14 protein-coding genes are annotated in these 15989 nt (G+C 48.8%); 7 read left to right on the plus strand and 7 right to left on the minus strand.

Features of this window, described 5'->3' with window-relative positions; all coding sequences use genetic code 11:
- Positions 1 to 32 precede the first annotated feature (32 nt).
- Positions 33 to 1724 carry a gamma-glutamyltransferase gene (gene ggt / locus B2739_RS07660; protein WP_331345275.1) on the minus strand — a complete coding sequence of 564 codons (1692 nt, stop codon included), beginning with the start codon at positions 1722 to 1724 and terminating at the stop codon, positions 33 to 35.
- A gap of 211 nt (positions 1725 to 1935) precedes the next feature.
- Here ggt and B2739_RS07665 point away from each other — a divergent pair, with 211 nt between their 5' ends.
- Complete coding sequence (locus tag B2739_RS07665) at positions 1936 to 3099, plus strand: acyltransferase (RefSeq protein WP_331345276.1); 1164 nt, start codon at positions 1936 to 1938, stop codon at positions 3097 to 3099.
- Positions 3100 to 3181: 82 nt separating this feature from the next.
- Positions 3182 to 5287, plus strand: a complete 2106-nt coding sequence (locus B2739_RS07670) for a S46 family peptidase (protein WP_331345277.1) — start codon at positions 3182 to 3184, stop codon at positions 5285 to 5287.
- Positions 5288 to 5419: 132 nt separating this feature from the next.
- On the opposite strand, the gene B2739_RS07675 is transcribed toward B2739_RS07670, so the two are convergent.
- Positions 5420 to 7222, minus strand: coding sequence for an alpha-amylase family glycosyl hydrolase (locus B2739_RS07675; RefSeq protein WP_331345278.1), 1803 nt, complete (start codon positions 7220 to 7222; stop codon positions 5420 to 5422).
- Positions 7223 to 7350: 128 nt separating this feature from the next.
- Entirely contained in the window at positions 7351 to 8640 is a 1290-nt protein-coding gene (locus tag B2739_RS07680; RefSeq protein ID WP_331345279.1) for a hemolysin family protein, read from the minus strand.
- 208 nt (positions 8641 to 8848) lie between these two features.
- On the opposite strand from B2739_RS07680, the gene B2739_RS07685 reads away from it, so the two are divergent.
- The 3 genes from B2739_RS07685 to B2739_RS07695 are packed head-to-tail and all read left to right on the plus strand — an operon-like array spanning position 8849 to position 10678.
- Positions 8849 to 9496, plus strand: a complete 648-nt coding sequence (locus B2739_RS07685) for an energy transducer TonB (RefSeq protein WP_331345280.1) — start codon at positions 8849 to 8851, stop codon at positions 9494 to 9496.
- Positions 9497 to 9544: 48 nt separating this feature from the next.
- A complete protein-coding gene (locus B2739_RS07690; protein WP_331345281.1) occupies positions 9545 to 10261 on the plus strand; it encodes a MotA/TolQ/ExbB proton channel family protein in 717 nt (238 codons plus the stop codon).
- A 3-nt stretch (positions 10262 to 10264) separates the two neighbouring features.
- The gene (locus B2739_RS07695; RefSeq protein ID WP_331345282.1) at positions 10265 to 10678 is read left to right on the plus strand and encodes a biopolymer transporter ExbD; all 414 of its coding nucleotides are present in this window, start codon (positions 10265 to 10267) and stop codon (positions 10676 to 10678) included.
- Positions 10679 to 10692: 14 nt separating this feature from the next.
- On the opposite strand, the gene B2739_RS07700 is transcribed toward B2739_RS07695, so the two are convergent.
- Positions 10693 to 11346 (minus strand): glutathione S-transferase family protein, encoded by a 654-nt coding sequence (locus B2739_RS07700; RefSeq protein ID WP_331345283.1) that lies wholly within the window; start codon positions 11344 to 11346, stop codon positions 10693 to 10695.
- A gap of 107 nt (positions 11347 to 11453) precedes the next feature.
- Between B2739_RS07700 and B2739_RS07705 the strand changes: the two genes are divergently transcribed.
- Positions 11454 to 12029, plus strand: coding sequence for a TetR/AcrR family transcriptional regulator (locus tag B2739_RS07705; protein WP_331345284.1), 576 nt, complete (start codon positions 11454 to 11456; stop codon positions 12027 to 12029).
- Positions 12030 to 12044: 15 nt separating this feature from the next.
- On the opposite strand, the gene B2739_RS07710 is transcribed toward B2739_RS07705, so the two are convergent.
- Positions 12045 to 12365 carry a type 1 pili tip component gene (locus B2739_RS07710; protein WP_331345285.1) on the minus strand — a complete coding sequence of 107 codons (321 nt, stop codon included), beginning with the start codon at positions 12363 to 12365 and terminating at the stop codon, positions 12045 to 12047.
- Between the two features lie 154 nt (positions 12366 to 12519).
- Entirely contained in the window at positions 12520 to 14013 is a 1494-nt protein-coding gene (locus B2739_RS07715; RefSeq protein ID WP_331345286.1) for a PLP-dependent aminotransferase family protein, read from the minus strand.
- 138 nt (positions 14014 to 14151) lie between these two features.
- Here B2739_RS07715 and B2739_RS07720 point away from each other — a divergent pair, with 138 nt between their 5' ends.
- Positions 14152 to 14805, plus strand: coding sequence for a pyridoxamine 5'-phosphate oxidase family protein (locus tag B2739_RS07720; protein WP_331345287.1), 654 nt, complete (start codon positions 14152 to 14154; stop codon positions 14803 to 14805).
- A 21-nt stretch (positions 14806 to 14826) separates the two neighbouring features.
- Here the strand turns inward: B2739_RS07720 and B2739_RS07725 are convergent, their stop codons facing one another.
- Positions 14827 to 15906 (minus strand): calcium/sodium antiporter, encoded by a 1080-nt coding sequence (locus tag B2739_RS07725; RefSeq protein ID WP_331345288.1) that lies wholly within the window; start codon positions 15904 to 15906, stop codon positions 14827 to 14829.
- Positions 15907 to 15989: the final 83 nt, after the last annotated feature.

A 15989-nucleotide genomic window follows, 5' to 3' on the forward strand; every position in this document is an offset into this window, starting at 1 on the left:
GTTATCGGCGATTAACGATTGTTAATGCCAGGTCAATTTTTCTTTTGGTTTTGTAAAATCACACGCGGTTCAGCAACCGGCACTAATTTGCCATCGCGCAACTGAATCGCTTGTGATGCCCCCATACTCGGCCATATTTTCAAGTCGTGACCTTTTTTCTGCAGTGCTTGTTGGATTTCAACAGGCATAGCCGCCTCTACAAATAACACATTGGGATTCCACTGTTGATGAATACGCGCTTGTGCCATGGCTTTTTCAACCGGCATTGAATCGTTAAGCGAATACAATAAAGTTTGTACCACTTGCGAAATAATCGTAGGCCCACCTGCTGCACCCAGTGTCATGACCGGCTCATTGTTTTTAAATACCAGTGTCGGGCTCATACTGGACAACGGGCGTTTTTTCGCAGCAACGGCATTTGCATCTGATCCCACCAAACCAAATGCGTTAGCCGCACCAACTTGTGCAGAAAAATCATCCATCTGATTATTTAACACCACACCGGTTCCGGGAATAACCACTTTGCTACCAAAGCTGGTATTAACGGTTGAGGTAATCGCCACCCAATTACCTTCCATATCGGCAGCAGCGATATGTGTAGTGTGTTTATTCATTAAATGTTGGATGTCTACATCAGGGTTGCCATGTGCAATATCGGCAGTAGTTTTTTCCAAGCTAATTTTTTTCGCGATCGTTTGTGCATAGCGTTTATCCGCCAAGCTCAATGGCACCTTGGTAAAATCACTGTCGCCCAACCAGTGCGCGCGATCTGCAAACGCAAACTTCATTGCCTCGGCAATTAAGTGATAGCGCTCTGCCGGTGCCAGTGTATCCAAATCAAATTGTTCAAGAATATTTAAAATTTGTGCGACGTGAACACCACCAGAACTGGGCGGTGGAAAACCATAGAGAGTGTAGCCCGCAAATTCAGACACAATCGGCTTGCGCATTTTCATCTGATAGCTAGCAAAATCTTTGTCCGTGATGACACCGCCGTTGGCCGCCATCCAGCGCCCGGTTTTTTTTGCAAAATCGCCATGATAAAAATAACGAGGCCCCTGTTTGGCGATTGCCCGATAAGTCGCAGCCAGATCTTTTTGTTGCAGTATTGAAAACGCCGGTAGCGGTTGATTATTTTTATCCAAATAAATTGCGGCACTGGCAGGAAACTTTGCCAAATTATCCGCTGTTGCGGCTATGCGCTCAGCCAATGCAGGTGAAATCGGAAATCCTTTTTCCGCTAAGTCAGCGGCAGGCAAAATAACATCGCGAAAGGTTAATTTTCCGCCCAGCTTTTGTAATTTATCCAGTGCGGCAACTGAACCGGGAATACCCACCGCTAAAGCCCCTGTGCGGCTCAGTTCAGGATCGGCCTTGCCATTTACAATATACATATCGCGCGTTGCCGCAGCGGGAGCCATCTCGCGCCCGTCAAGCGCCAATATGCGGCCATCGGCCAAGCGCACCAGAATAAAACAGCCACCGCCGATACCCGAGTTGTGGCCGTCCACCACACCCAGAGCAAAGGCGACTGAAATAGCGGCATCAACCGCATTACCACCACGTTTGACCACCTCCATAGCAATGCGGGTTGCCTCCGGGTTAACACTGGCAACCGCGACTTTACCGTCGGGGCTCACCTGGGCGTAGTCCGTTTCCGGAAACTCGGCATGCGCCACCAGTGCGATGCAACATACACTCAATGCTAAAACGATTTTTTTCATTTCAATAACCGCGGTTGTGAATAATAATTGCCTGAACCTTAATACAAATGAGGCGAGTTATACAAACTTATCATGGAAAGCGAGCGGTCTGCGCTTAAAGCAGGAGATTGAAGCAGGCGATTATCCAGCTGCTCCAAACAAGGCGCGCAGATGGAATTATCAGGGAAAGACCAGGTCATAAAAAATCCGTTAACGAGTTAAGTATAAAAACATGGACAATAAAATCAGTAGTACCCGTCTCTACGGCTTGGACACATTAAGAGCTCTCGCCATTATTTTGGTGCTGATCTATCACTACCGCGTTGTTGTAAGCAATGAACTGTTATTCGGCTTTATCACCCGAATCGGTTGGGTGGGCGTGGATTTGTTTTTTGTATTAAGCGGTTATTTGATTGGCGACCAAATACTTCGCGCCTACGCAAAAAAAGAAAACTTTTCGCTTAAACATTTCTATGCGCGACGTTTGTTGCGCACACTGCCCAATTATTATGTTGTGCTTGCGCTGTACTTGCTCTTGCCCGCGTTATTAAGCCCTACGTATACAGCACCGCTGTGGCAATTTCTGACGTTTACCCAAAATCTTGATATGCGGCCAATGGAAACCTTTACCCATTCATGGTCGCTCTGCGTTGAAGAACAATTTTATTTGTTGTTTCCCTTGATGTGTATGCTGGCGCTCGCCCGTGGCGCAAACCCGGTACGCATGTGGGTCATTATTATCGCAGGCTTTATCGCGGCAATACTGATACGCGCCTATATGCTCAATGCACATGGCGGAACCCAGATAACGGGCAAAGATTATTACGAATTCATTTACTATCCCAGTTATTCGCGATTTGATGAATTGCTGCCGGGTATCGCCATCGCGCTACTAAAAAACTATCACCCTTCCCGATATGAAAAACTACTTCGTTATGGCAACGCTTTTTTTGTGGCAGGGTTGGCGGGATGCGGTTGGGTATTTTATGTATTTTTAAATCTGGCCTATACCCAAGAGACAGGCACGAGCACATGGACTCCCGTCATTGGCTATTCGCTCTTGGCCATCAGCTTCGCCTTGCTGGTAATGGCAGCGCTCTCTCCTTGTTGCTGGCTCTACCGCCAAAAAATTTCTGGCGCTGCCAGTCTCGCACTTTGGTCTTATGCTATTTATTTAATCCACAAACCGCTCTACCAATTATTGGAAGATCCCGTTAAAAACCTCGGCATCAACACCGATGGTTATCTGGGCATGGGCATTATTGTCTTGATAAGCATAATAAGCGGTTGGTTGCTATTTAGATTGGTTGAAACACCTTTCATGAATTTACGAACTCGCTGGTTTCCCTCCAACAATAAAACCGCACAAGTTCCGGCCGGTGCATTGAAAGAATAATGCGAACAGGGTGCGTAGCCGCGTTTTGCATACTGGTTTACACTCCCACCACCAACGTAAATACATTCACAGGAGATGACTGATGTACAGTGCAATCAAGCGTGCGAAGAGAATGACAACAACAGTTTCAACAAAGGCGTTTTTGTTGGCAAGCAGCCTGTGCGTTTCACTGCCGGGTATTGCCGCCGAAGGGATGTGGACATTAGACAATTTGCCGCATGCTGATCTGGAACAACGCTACGGTTTTAAACCCTCTGCTGCCTGGATTGATAAGAGCATGCGCAGCGCTGTACGCCTTGCCGGTGGTTGCTCGGGTTCATTTGTATCAGCCAATGGGCTGGTACTGACCAATCATCACTGTGTGATTAATTGCGTGGAAGATTTATCCAGCCCAACGCAAGATTTCATGAAAAACGGTTTTCTCGCCAGGAACAACCCAGAAGAAAAACAATGCCCCGGCGTAGAGGTGAATCGTTTGGAGCATACCAAAGATGTTACTGAGCGCATGCAAAAAGCGCTGGTAGGGTTGAGCGGAAAAGCGTTCAGCGATGCCAAAAAAGCCGAGCAATCATCCATTGAAAAAGAATGTATGGCCGATACTGGTAATAAACGCCGCTGCGATATTGTCGAGCTGTATGGTGGTGGCCAATATTATGTGTATCAGTATTCGCGCTATCAGGATGTGCGCTTGGTATTTACACCGGAATATGCGTCCGGATTTTTTGGCGGTGATCCGGATAACTTTAATTTCCCACGTTACAACCTGGATATGGCATTACTGCGCGTATATGAAGACGGCAAACCGATTGCCAACCGCGATTGGTTTCCAATCAACACCAAAGGCGCAAAAGAAAATGAATTGGTGATGACACTCGGTCACCCGGGCACTACGCAGCGCTTACTCACTATGGCCGAGCTGGAAACCCAACGGGATCTGGTTTTGCCGTTCCGTTTATTATTTGCAGCAGAATACCGCGGATTATTATTGCAATATTCCAATCAGGGCGACGAGCAAGCACGTATCGCACAAACCGAATTGACTCTGGTCGAAAACGGATTAAAAGCGCGTACCGGTATGTTTCAGGCATTGTTATCCCGCGATGTCATGGAGCAAAAACGCGAACAGGAAAATACATTCCGCAATTGGGTTGAAAGCGATGCGACGCGTGCAAAAACCTATGGCAATCCGTGGCAAACCTTAACCCAAACCCAAACAACATTCCGCAATATGTATGTGGATTATGTGATGCTGGAATTGGGCATGGGCATTATGTCCCAGCAAATTACCTGGGCGCGCACTTTGGTTCGCGGTGCAGAAGAACGCAACAAACCTGATCATGAACGCTTGCGCGAATTCTCCAACGCCAGCTTACCGGCTGTACAAGCGGGGCTGTTGGCTGAATCGCCGTTATACAGCGATTTTGAAACCATGAAACTGGCATGGTCACTGAGTAAACTGCGTGAAAAATTGGGCGTTGATAATCCCGTCGTCAAACATATTTTGGGCAAAGAATCGCCCGAGGCATTGGCCAAACGCATCGTTTCACACAGCAAATTGAGCGATGCTGCACTGCGTAAACAATTATGGGAAGGCGGTGCCGATGCGATAGCCAAGAGTGATGATCCCGCTATCGCGCTTGCAAAAATTATCGATACCTACGCACGTAAAGTACGCATGGATTACGACCAGAACATTGAGCCCGTGCAAAAAGCAGCGGCAAGCCAATTGGCTCAAGCCCGCTTTGCGTATAAAGGAACGCAAGTTTATCCCGATGCAACTTTTTCACTGCGTTTGTCGCATGGCGTGATTCGCGGCTGGGAAGAAAAAGGAGAAATGGTTACCCCATTTACTACGCTGGCCGGATTGTTTGACCGCGCAACAGGCTACGACCCATTCAAGCTGGCCGATAGCTGGAGCGCGGCGCAGAAAAAAGTCGATAAAAAAGCGCGCTTTAATCAGGTATCAACCAACGATATTATCGGCGGCAACTCCGGTAGCCCATTGATCAACGCGAAAGGGGAATTAGTCGGGTTAATTTTTGACGGCAATATCAATTCACTGGGCGGCGCTTACTTTTTTGATGAATCAGTCAACCGTAGCGTATCGGTACATCCGGCGGCGATGGCAGAGGCATTAAAGAAAGTCTATAGAGCCGATCACTTGGTAAAAGAATTAAAGTTGAAATAAAAATTTATCAGCAAGGTCATATATAAATCATTGCATATGACCTTGCGATAACTTTACACAGGTAGGTTGGTGCTGAGCGCAGCGATGCCCAACACACACAGCACCGCACCGCACCGCACCGCATTTAAAATTTTAAAAAATCATTACTCCTGCTGCCGGTACATTAACGCGTTCACCAAGGTTGATGTTTTCACCAGTAACCCTCTCAGTGCGCTCACCACGTAAATTATCAGGCACGGAAAATTCAGCCGCACTCTGTGGGTTCAAATTTATTACCACCCACACACTGGTTTTTTCGCCGTTCTTTTCACCTTTCTTTTCGCCTTTCTTTTCACTGACGTTTTCGCCGATATTTTCAACTAACCACACATTTTTATTATCAACGGGGTAATAACGGATTTCGTCCGGCAACTGCAACGTAGGGTTGCTATTGCGCACGCTGATCAAGCGTTTGTAATGATTCAGCAGCGATGATGGATCTTGCGCTTGGGCAGCAACAGAAACCCCGGTGCCCTGCAAGGTTTTCCAATAATTGGCAAACCAGCCTTGATGGTTTTGCATCCACGGAAACCATTTGGCTTGGTCTAACCAAAATTCGCCAGTGCTATTAAAACCAGCACTATCTTCCTCGCTCCACTGCATAATTGCGCGGCGATATTGGTCATCTCCGGTTTTGTATTGCGATACACCAATTTCTTCGCCGTAGTAAAGATACAAAGGCCCCGGAGTGGTCATTAATAAACTCGCTGCAATCTTCGCTTTTGCAAAATCATTATTGAGCGACAACATAATCCGGTTTTGGTCGTGATTGGTCAGGAAAGGCGAAAAATAATGCAGTGGTGCAGCGGCTTTACGCGCATTCAAATTCGCCCATAAATTTTCGCGATTTTGTTGCAGCGTACTATTACCCAAGGTGCCAAAATCAGCCGACTGTTTTACCGCCGGGTTCAGTATGTCGATAATCACATTGCCAAAATCAAAATCGAACGCTGAATCCAAACCTTTACCTTCATTGCGGTAGCGACCAACTGTTTTTAAATCAGCCCAAGCTTCTGCAACTAACATGGCATCGGGTTTTATCGATTTCACATGCTGCGAAAAAATAGTCCAGTAATCGATAGTGCCTTGAGTATCGGCTTGCAGCGGATAACCGCCCTCTTCCACCGCATAGCGGACTGCATCCAAACGGAAACCATCAACACCTTTTTCAAGCCAGAAAGTCGCAAGTTTATTTAACTCATCAATAACCACTTGTTTGGTGAGATTTAAATCCGGCTGGCTGCCACCAAAGGCACCGTAGTAATACGCCTTGCGCGTGTCGTTCCAATGCCAAACTGCTGCCGGATTGGATTCTGAAGACCAGGGTTGACCCCAACCACTTTGCGGGCGCTCGTCGCGCCAAATAAAGTAATCTTCGTAACCGGGTTCTTTGTTGGCCGATTTAATAAACCATTCGTGTTTATCAGAGATGTGATTCAACACTAAATCCAGAATGACTTTCATATCGCGCGCGTGCGCTTGCTGGATGAAATGCTCGAAGTCGGCCATGGTGCCATAGTCAGCTTCTACATTATAAAAATCCTGGAAATCGTAACCGTGATACGAGGGTGCTTCGAATACCGGCGTCAGCCAAATACCGTTCACCCCCAAACCTTTTAGATAATCCAGTTTGTTGGTCATCCCCTGAAAATCGCCGCTACCATCGCCATCCGTATCGTAAAAAGAGCGCGGCCAGATTTCGTAAAAAATCGCGTTGTGCCACCACTCATCAGCCTGCTCATTAACCGGGAGCGACAAATATTCTTCTGCTGCTGCACTACTGGTGCTAACGGCAGATGCAGGTTTTGAGGCAGTGTTGGGATCAGAACAACCGGCGAAGGCAAACGAGAGGCTTAGGGCTAACAGAAATGCGGATGGTCGCAGGAGAGTTTTCATGCGGGAGCTCCATGGCTATTGGCGTTATAAAATGGGCGCTAAAAGTAAAGCCCATTACAACGCCGGTGCCAAGGAGTTATCGGTCAACGGCAGATGAATACGTATGCGCTGATGTATTGTTAACCGAATCAGGGCAAATCGGTTTCAGGCACTTTGCTCGCCAGAATTTTATCGATACGGCGACCATCCATATCCACAATTTCCAATTGCCAGTTTTGCACCACAACTTTGTCGCCCGTGGCAGGCATACGCCCCATGAGCAACATGATCAGACCGTTGAGGGTTTGGTAATCCCCTTCTTCAGGAAGGTCTTCAATTTCCAAACAGTCTTTTAATTCCAGAATGGGCAGCATACCGTCAAGCAGGAACGAACCATCATCGCGGCGGACAACGTAAGCATCTTCGCCTTCGCCCATCACGAATTCACCGGTCAGTGCTTCCAGTAAATCTTGCAGGGTCACGATACCTTTGAGATCGCCATATTCATCAACCACAAATACCATTTGGCTGTGCGATGAACGGAAAAATTCCAGCAGCTCCATGCCGGTAAGCGATTCAGGCACCACATGACAAGGCTGCGCCATCGACTCCAGCTCAACCGTGCTGCCGCGAATGGCTTCTGCCAACAGTTCTTTCGCATTAATAACACCAACAAGGTTATCAATTTGTTTGGTGCAGACCGGAAAGCGCGAGTGCGGCGACTTCATCACACGCTCGTAGTTTTCTTCCAGGGTGATGGCGGTATCAAGATAAATAATGTCTGAACGCGGCACCATAAGCGACACGATACTGCGGGTTTCAAGTCGCAACACATTTTTTACCATTGCATGTTCTTGCTGCTCCAACACACCGGAACTGGAGCCTTCATCAAGAATTGCGTGAATATCTTCTTCGGTCACCTGACTATTATTTGTCTGGTGGAAACCCATAATGCGCATTAAGGCGCGAGTCGAATTAGATAAAAAGTGCACGAATGGCTTGGTAATAATTGCGAGTAGCTGCATCGGGCGAGCAACGAGGCAAGCGAGGCTCTCAGCACTTAACTGCCCAATACGCTTGGGTACCAATTCGCCCACAACAATAGAAAAATAAGTGATAACGACAACCACGAGGACAGTCGCGAAACTATCGCTGAAATTGACAGGAACACCCAAGCTCTGCAACCAAAGGGCGAAAGGCTCGGCAAGAATGGATTCACCAAAAATACCGTTCAGAAGGCCTATTGAGGTAATACCAATTTGTACCGTAGATAAAAACTGCGTGGGATCTTCTGCGAGCTCCAGCGCGGCTTGCGCTGAGCGGTTTCCTTTGGCGGCAATCGCCATCAGACGCGATTTTTTGGCGGTAACGATAGCAATTTCCGACATTGCAAAAATGCCATTCAATACAATCAGGCCAAGTAATATAAAGATTTCCATGGGGTCCTACTGGTAAAGCGCTCATGCGCGGGAGGGCGAGTATAACATCGTAAACCGGCACTAATACCAGCCCCCGGTGTTACTCACTATGACAGCCGCACAGCGACTGACCGATTGCCTTTATTATTGAGAAGAATTATCATTAACAACAATTTGTTATTTACATTCATTCGTTGTTTTTCGCCCTACACGGGCGGTAGTCAGGCAAATGCAATCCAAACACGTTTCCTTGTTGTTCTTTTTGCTCGTAGCAGGTGCCCATGCGGGTATTCTGGCGGCAGTTGTCTTGTGGCCCACCCCTCCCAAGCCAATTGAAATTGTGCAGCCCACTATTCAGGGTATGTTGATAGCGGCCGAGCCAGAGCCAACTCCTCCGCCACCGGAACCTTTACCGCCCCCACCACCGCCAGAGAAAAAACCGGAGCCCAAACCCAAGCCAAAGCCGCCACCCAAAGCGCCGCCATCGGAGCGCGCGGTAAAAGCACCTGAACCGGAGCCACAGCCGCCGGTTCAACAACCTGCGGAAACCAAGCCCGCTGAACCTGCGCCTCCGGCACCGGTTGCTCCTCAGATTACTGACGCAACCCCATTGAATAATCCTGCACCGATTTATCCTCGGTTGTCAGAAGACAGATGCGAACAAGGTACAGTGTTATTGGATGTACTGGTAAAAGCAGATGGAACAGTAGGTGAGGTAAAGATCACAACATCTAGCGGCTTCAAATTATTGGATCAAGCAGCACAAAAAGCCGTCGCTCGCTGGCGCTTCAAACCCACAACGCAAGATGGCATAGCAATTGATGATTGGTATGAAATACCCGTCGAATTTAGTGCTCGAAAACGCAAGTGTAAGTAGTCTCCATGTTTAGGCATTCATATATCTATTTCAATTAACGAGGTTTTTATGGATTCACCCTATGGCATTGCTTCCGTATGGGCACAAGGCGATGTGCTGATCAAAGCCGTCGCGATTATTTTATTGATCATGTCCATCGCCAGTTGGTGGGTGATTGTTGTGCGCGCCTGGGGCTTATGGCGTTTGCGCCGCCCATCCCAAGGCCTGAATGACTTCTGGCATGCGCAGAGTTTCGCCGAGGGCTTACGCACACTGGGCGATGACCGCACTACTCCCTTCCGCCATTTGGCAGAAGAAGGACAAGCCGCACTAGACCATCACAGCAACCACAAAGATGACCTGCACGGCCATTTACCGCTGGCAGAATGGCTGACTGCCTGCCTGCGCGGCTCCATTGATGAAAGTGCCGAACGCCTGCAACGCGGCTTGGCGATATTAGCCTCGGTAGGCTCAACCGCGCCGTTTGTGGGGTTGTTCGGTACGGTATGGGGTATTTACCACGCACTGGTCGGGATAGGTATTTCGGGCCAGGCAAGTATCGATAAGGTTGCAGGTCCGGTCGGTGAGGCATTGATCATGACCGCGTTTGGTCTGGCCGTCGCCATTCCTGCAGTGTTGGGTTATAACGCGCTCACCCGTGCCAACAAGGGCGTACTCAACAAGCTCAACCGCTTTGCCCACCAACTGCATGCATATTTCATCACCGGTAGCCCGCTGCAAAATAAAGGGGCTATTACCAAACTGACTCCGCGTAAAGAGGGCTAGACCATGGCTTTTGGTGGAGGATTAGATGACGAAACTGAAGTCATGAGTGAGATCAACATGACGCCGCTGGTGGATGTCATGTTGGTGTTGCTGATTATTTTTATCATCACCGTGCCGGTCTTGACCCATTCGGTAAAAGTGGATTTGCCGCGCGCCGATAACACCCCGAATGAGCTGAAACCGGAAACTATTAATCTCGCGGTAAATGTCGACGGGCAAATTTATTGGAACGAAACACAAGTCACTCTGGAGGAGTTGGAATTGCGCCTGGCCGCAGAAGCCGGCAAACAACCCCAACCGGAAATCCACATCCGTGGCGATAAAGCTGTGGCTTATGAACACGTCATCAAAACCATGGCAGCGGTACAACGCTCAGGGCTTTTAAAGTTAGGTTTTGTCACCGAGCCCGGCAACTAGCCGGGCTTTAGCGTTTATTTCACGACAGGAATAAACACATTTTTTGCTGCTGGCCGCAACAAAATCCGGTTGGCATACGCACGCACTGTGCTGTCTTTTTTCACCAGATCCTGATTGTGCGGCGCATTCACCAGATAAGTCACAATCGGTGCAAGCATGATATCTGCAAGCGTAAATTGCTCACCCACCAAAAAATCGCGCTCACCCAGTTGTTGTTCCAGTACTGCCACCGCGCGCATGACATCGGGCATAGCAGCAGCGACAACATCCTCACGCACTTTGCCATCTGCCCCTTTGGGAAATAAAAACTCCAGCAGATAATTGCGCACAATAGCTTTATCAATATGCGCCGTAATCGCCGCGCACCACTGGTCGATCTGCGCATTTTGCCAGGCATCATCGGCCTGTAAGCGTGAGCGATTGTATTGGTTGTCCAAATAGCGACAAATAGTTTGGGTTTCATACAGTGGACGCCCGGCATCGAGTAATACCGGTACTTTGGAAAAAGGATTAAGCGTTTCCAATCCCGCTGTGCGCAGCGCATATTCGCGTCCATCGACGCTGGTTCCCAAGGTGTATTCCACACCAATTTCTTCACAGCAAAACTGCACCGCGCGGGTAAACGAACTGAACTGCACGCCAACAATATGAAGCGGATGTTGATCCATAAATAACTCCTTGGTCATAAATAAGTAAGCCCGGATTAGCCTTGGCAATCATTAGCGACAGGCATAATATGATCAAGAACATATTTTGAATTCAACGAGTGACATTTATGGCCTGGAAAGAATCCCACAAACAGGAATCCCGCCAACGCATCCTGCTAGCGGCAGCCGCTTTATTTACCCGCAAAGGTTTTAATAATGTCGGGATCGATGAAGTGATGGAAAGTGCCGGCATGACCCGCGGTGCTTTTTATGCGCACTTCAATTCCAAAATCGAATTATATGAACAAGCAATAATGACAGCGGGCATAACCGCTGCGCAGCGTTTTAATAATAACGCCGTAGATCACATGGGATTGATTGAAAATTACTTGAGCGAAGAACAGCTTAACTCAACGGATATTTGTTGCCCCATGGCTTGCCTGATCAGCGATGTCGCACACGACGATGACCGTGTGAAAGATATTTATACGCGCTTGTACAAAGGTTTCACCAAACACCTGGCCAAATTTGATAACAGCGATTGTGACGATGCTGATAACAATGAGGATAAAATTCTCATGCAATCAGTAGTGATGATTGGGGGCTTGGCGCTGGCGCGCAGCCTGACCGATAAAGCACTCGCTAAAAAAATCTTGCGCTTAAGCAGTAAGGCCGCCCAACAACTTCATACTGAAAAAGTCTGAATGGACCCAGCCGAATTAATGATGATTGAGATGCTTTTTTGTCAGCGCCATAAAACGCGGGGTTGGGCCGATATCTTCATAAATCGCATCGCCCATTTCATCGGTAGCGACGACTTTGGTTCCCTGTACGTAAGGAAAGCTGGCCTCTAATTGCGTCAAAGCAGCAGACACCAATTCACTCAACAACTGCTCTTTGGAACGCTTGGGATACATTTCAGCCAATGCATTTAATTTCGCAGCATCTTCTATCTGCAAGTGTATGACGTAAGTCTCTTGGGTGAGTTTACCTTGGGCGTGGTTTTCCCATTGCGTAACCAGTTCTTTCAGCGATGACATAGCAACCTCGTTTACATCCAGCATCAATTAGGAAATGACAGGTTGTAAAAAATCAGTACCGTTATTGGTTCACAGCCTGTTTTTTTACAACCTGTTGTTAGTGTAGATCAGGGATTCACTCTGGCAGTGAAGAACGGATAACTCTTTTCATACTTTACACTCCTTGCGCTTGCAGATTATTTGCATTGATAACATCCGCCAGTATGGCGATGTATTTATCCATATCCTCTTCGCGCACCTGCGCATAGCCCAGCATTAATCCTTTGTGCAACACCTTGCCTGTCGCTAATTTACTGAGTGGTTGCACATAAATTCCCTGCGCCAACGCCGCTTGGCTGATCTGCTCATCATCGCTCGTTTCTGGCAGGGCAATCGCAATATGAATGCCGGACGATCCACCGTAAATCGCCACCCTGCTACCCAGATGTTTTTCAATCGCCGCAACCAATGCATCGCGCCGTGCAGCGTATAAGCGGCGCATTTTTTTCAAATGATTCGCAAAATAACCACCGCGTAAAAATTCCGCCAGTGCCAGTTGTTCTGCGCTGCGCCCACGCAAATGCCCCAAGCGCAGCAGGTTGCAAAAAGCCTCCACCAACCCCGCAGGTACCACCATAAAACCAATGCGCAATGCAGGAAATACGGTTTTGCTAAAGGTGCCTATATAAATCACCGGCGCATCTTCCACTAGCCCTTGCATGGCGGGAAGCGGCGGGCCATCGCGGCGGAATTCGCTGTCGTAATCATCTTCAATAATCAGTGCGCCCACACGCTGCGCTGCCTCAATTAACGCCAGACGCCGCTCAATACTCATCACACTGCCGAGTGGAAACTGATGTGATGGTGTGGTGTAAATCAATTTAGGCGGGTGCTGTCGCCAATCACTTTCCTGTGGCGCTATGCCGTGTTGATCAACCGCGATTCCAATGACCGTCAACTCCGCCGCTTTCAAGGTCTGGAATGCACCGCCATAACCGGGGTTTTCAACCCAGGCGTTATCGCCCGCGTTGGCGCAGGCATGGGCACAAATGCTGAGGCTTTGCTGGGTACCATCGGTAATAAAAATCTGCTCTGCGGTACAACGTACACCGCGTGTGCTGGTGAGGTGCTCGGCAATCGCCTGACGCAGCAGGGGCTCGCCGGATGCATCGGAGTAGTCGAGCTGTTGATAACTCAAACCACGCCAGGCGCGATCCAGACAGCGCCGCCATATCGGGATGGGAAAATCCGGTAGCGATGGAACCCCGGCAACAAACGCCGTGTAAGTCCCTTGCGGGTCAGATGGCCAGGGCGTAAGCCGCGCGCGCATGGAAACCGGTAAAGGGGCGATGTTGGCTTGCCCCGCTGTATTGCCTGGTTCACCACCCGGCACCCGGGTTGTTTGTGCAACCCGGGTGCTGCCACCTAGCGTCCGCAGCAAACCCTCAGTCACCAACTGTTCGTATGCATAGAGCACGCTGTTGCGGGCGATATGTAATTCCGCCGCGAGTGAACGGCTACCCGGTAATTTCGCACCGGCGGGGATGCACCCTTGCAAAATTGCTTCACGCAAACAGTTGTATAAACGACGCTGCCGCGATTGCCGGACAGCGGGTGTTTGTAACGAATAGCGTTGTTCGTATTCATGAAACAGTAATTGATAGTCCATATCGCAAACCAACTGGCTCCAAAAAATTAGTTATTTGTGGATCTTATTATAGAACCAGATGAGTATTACCCTCTCTTCATCCGTTATCACTTATCGCCACCCGTTATCACTTTTTGCATTTGGAGAGAGCAAGGACTTATGAACAACGCCCCGCACCAACCGCCATCAACGCGTACACGCGTCCGTCGCTTGGCCGAAAAAGCCCATTATGAAAGCGCAACCTTATACAGCATCGTGGATGACGCTTACTGCTGCCATATCGCCTTTAATCAAGGTGAAAGCACTCACTGTATTCCCACTGCTTGCTGGCGCATTGATGATTATCTCTATATCCACGGCTCCAACGGTGGGCGTTTAACCAAAGCGATGCTGGCCAATAATCAGGTATCGGTTGCGATTACCCACATCGATGGCCTGGTGCTGGCGCGCTCGGCGTTTAACCACAGCATGCACTACCGCTCAGCAGTGATTTACGGCGCATTTGAATTAGTGACAGACAAGCAAGCAAAAATCGCGGCGTTGGATGCCTTTATGGACAAGATTGCCAGTGGGAGGAAGCATGAAGTACGGCAGGGAAATGAGCAGGAATTGGCAGCGACCAGTGTGATGCGGATTTCGCTTGCCGAAGCCGCCAGCAAAATCAGTAACAAGCCGCCGGAAGATAATGAGGAAGACAGTGCACTACCGGTATGGGCGGGTGTTTTACCGTTGGTGACTACGCGCGGCAAGCCAGTTCCGGCCAATAATGGCGCAATTCCCGTACCCGATTACGTGAACGATTGGGCGCGCTAGGCGCGCCCGTTTGGCACATATTTAGTTAATACGTTGTTGGCCGCGACGCTTGTTTAAATCCAGTACCAGAGTGATAAAAACGTAGAGAAGAACGAACGGAACCAACCCGTAAAGCACCACATCCTGAAGCTGTGCGAGATAACCCAACGATAGCGCCATCGCAATCAATACCCACACATAAGCAACATAAAGCGCCAGGAACAAGAAGCCTTCAAACCGGTTCAGCACCGAGCCGATAAAGAATACAGGCACACAAAGCGCAGCCACCGCGAGCATGACCGGAATATCAACATTGGCCAGTTGCTCACCTGCCAATAAGGGCATTGGCGATACCAAACCTGAAATACCCAGTACACACAGAATATTGAAAATGTTACTACCCACTACGTTACCGACGGCGATATCGCGCTGGCCGCGGATAGTAGCCACAACCGATGTCACTACTTCTGGCAAGGAGGTACCTGCCGCAACAATGGTTAACCCAATAACGGCCTCATTCACGCCCCATGCAGTGGCAAGTTCAACCGCACTTTGTACTAACCAACGCGCGCCCATCACCAGCAGTACCAAGCCGCCTATGACCAATAACACGTTTTGCCACATAGGTACCTTGGCATTGAGCATTTCCTCTACTTCACCATCGGAAACATCCACGCCTTTTTGTTTGCCCTGATAAAACAAAAACCAGGTATAAGTTACCAATCCCAATGCGAGAATTCCCGCTTCAAGCTTATTGATACTGCCGTCCTGGGTCATGATCACCGCCACAATTGTGATCCCCACCATGATAGGTACATCCTGGCGGATCAGTTGGTGGGAAATAATGAGCGGGGAGATCATGGCGGCGATTCCCAAAATCACCAGCACGTTAAAAATATTACTGCCCACGGCGTTGGCGATGGCCAGCTCTGCCTGACCGGAATAAGCCGCCTTCACACTCACGGCAAGCTCTGGTGCACTGGTACCAAAGGCAACCACCGTCAGGCCGATCACCAATGCAGGAACACCAAAGTTAGAGGCCAAACGTGCAGCACCTTTGATCAGTAAATCTGCACCAACCACTAACAACACCAAACCCGCCACTAAAAGCAACCACGTCATAGTATTTCCCCCGTAAAATTTTTTGCCAAGCTTATAGAGATCACTTGAAAAATAGAACTGAAATTCACCTGTAATTACCATTT

The sequence above is a fragment of the Cellvibrio sp. UBA7661 genome (assembly GCA_002483365.1).
Classification (GTDB): domain Bacteria; phylum Pseudomonadota; class Gammaproteobacteria; order Pseudomonadales; family Cellvibrionaceae; genus Cellvibrio.

What these genes read in the sequence shown, in the direction of transcription:
- ggt (WP_331345275.1), bottom strand. Translation starts at nt 1,724, where the DNA reads ATGAAAAAAATCGTTTTAGCATTGAGTGTATGTTGCATCGCACTGGTG.
- B2739_RS07665 (WP_331345276.1), top strand. Translation starts at nt 1,936, where the DNA reads ATGGACAATAAAATCAGTAGTACCCGTCTCTACGGCTTGGACACATTA.
- B2739_RS07670 (WP_331345277.1), top strand. Translation starts at nt 3,182, where the DNA reads ATGTACAGTGCAATCAAGCGTGCGAAGAGAATGACAACAACAGTTTCA.
- B2739_RS07675 (WP_331345278.1), bottom strand. Translation starts at nt 7,222, where the DNA reads ATGAAAACTCTCCTGCGACCATCCGCATTTCTGTTAGCCCTAAGCCTC.
- B2739_RS07680 (WP_331345279.1), bottom strand. Translation starts at nt 8,640, where the DNA reads ATGGAAATCTTTATATTACTTGGCCTGATTGTATTGAATGGCATTTTT.
- B2739_RS07685 (WP_331345280.1), top strand. Translation starts at nt 8,849, where the DNA reads ATGCAATCCAAACACGTTTCCTTGTTGTTCTTTTTGCTCGTAGCAGGT.
- B2739_RS07690 (WP_331345281.1), top strand. Translation starts at nt 9,545, where the DNA reads ATGGATTCACCCTATGGCATTGCTTCCGTATGGGCACAAGGCGATGTG.
- B2739_RS07695 (WP_331345282.1), top strand. Translation starts at nt 10,265, where the DNA reads ATGGCTTTTGGTGGAGGATTAGATGACGAAACTGAAGTCATGAGTGAG.
- B2739_RS07700 (WP_331345283.1), bottom strand. Translation starts at nt 11,346, where the DNA reads ATGGATCAACATCCGCTTCATATTGTTGGCGTGCAGTTCAGTTCGTTT.
- B2739_RS07705 (WP_331345284.1), top strand. Translation starts at nt 11,454, where the DNA reads ATGGCCTGGAAAGAATCCCACAAACAGGAATCCCGCCAACGCATCCTG.
- B2739_RS07710 (WP_331345285.1), bottom strand. Translation starts at nt 12,365, where the DNA reads ATGTCATCGCTGAAAGAACTGGTTACGCAATGGGAAAACCACGCCCAA.
- B2739_RS07715 (WP_331345286.1), bottom strand. Translation starts at nt 14,013, where the DNA reads ATGGACTATCAATTACTGTTTCATGAATACGAACAACGCTATTCGTTA.
- B2739_RS07720 (WP_331345287.1), top strand. Translation starts at nt 14,152, where the DNA reads ATGAACAACGCCCCGCACCAACCGCCATCAACGCGTACACGCGTCCGT.
- B2739_RS07725 (WP_331345288.1), bottom strand. Translation starts at nt 15,906, where the DNA reads ATGACGTGGTTGCTTTTAGTGGCGGGTTTGGTGTTGTTAGTGGTTGGT.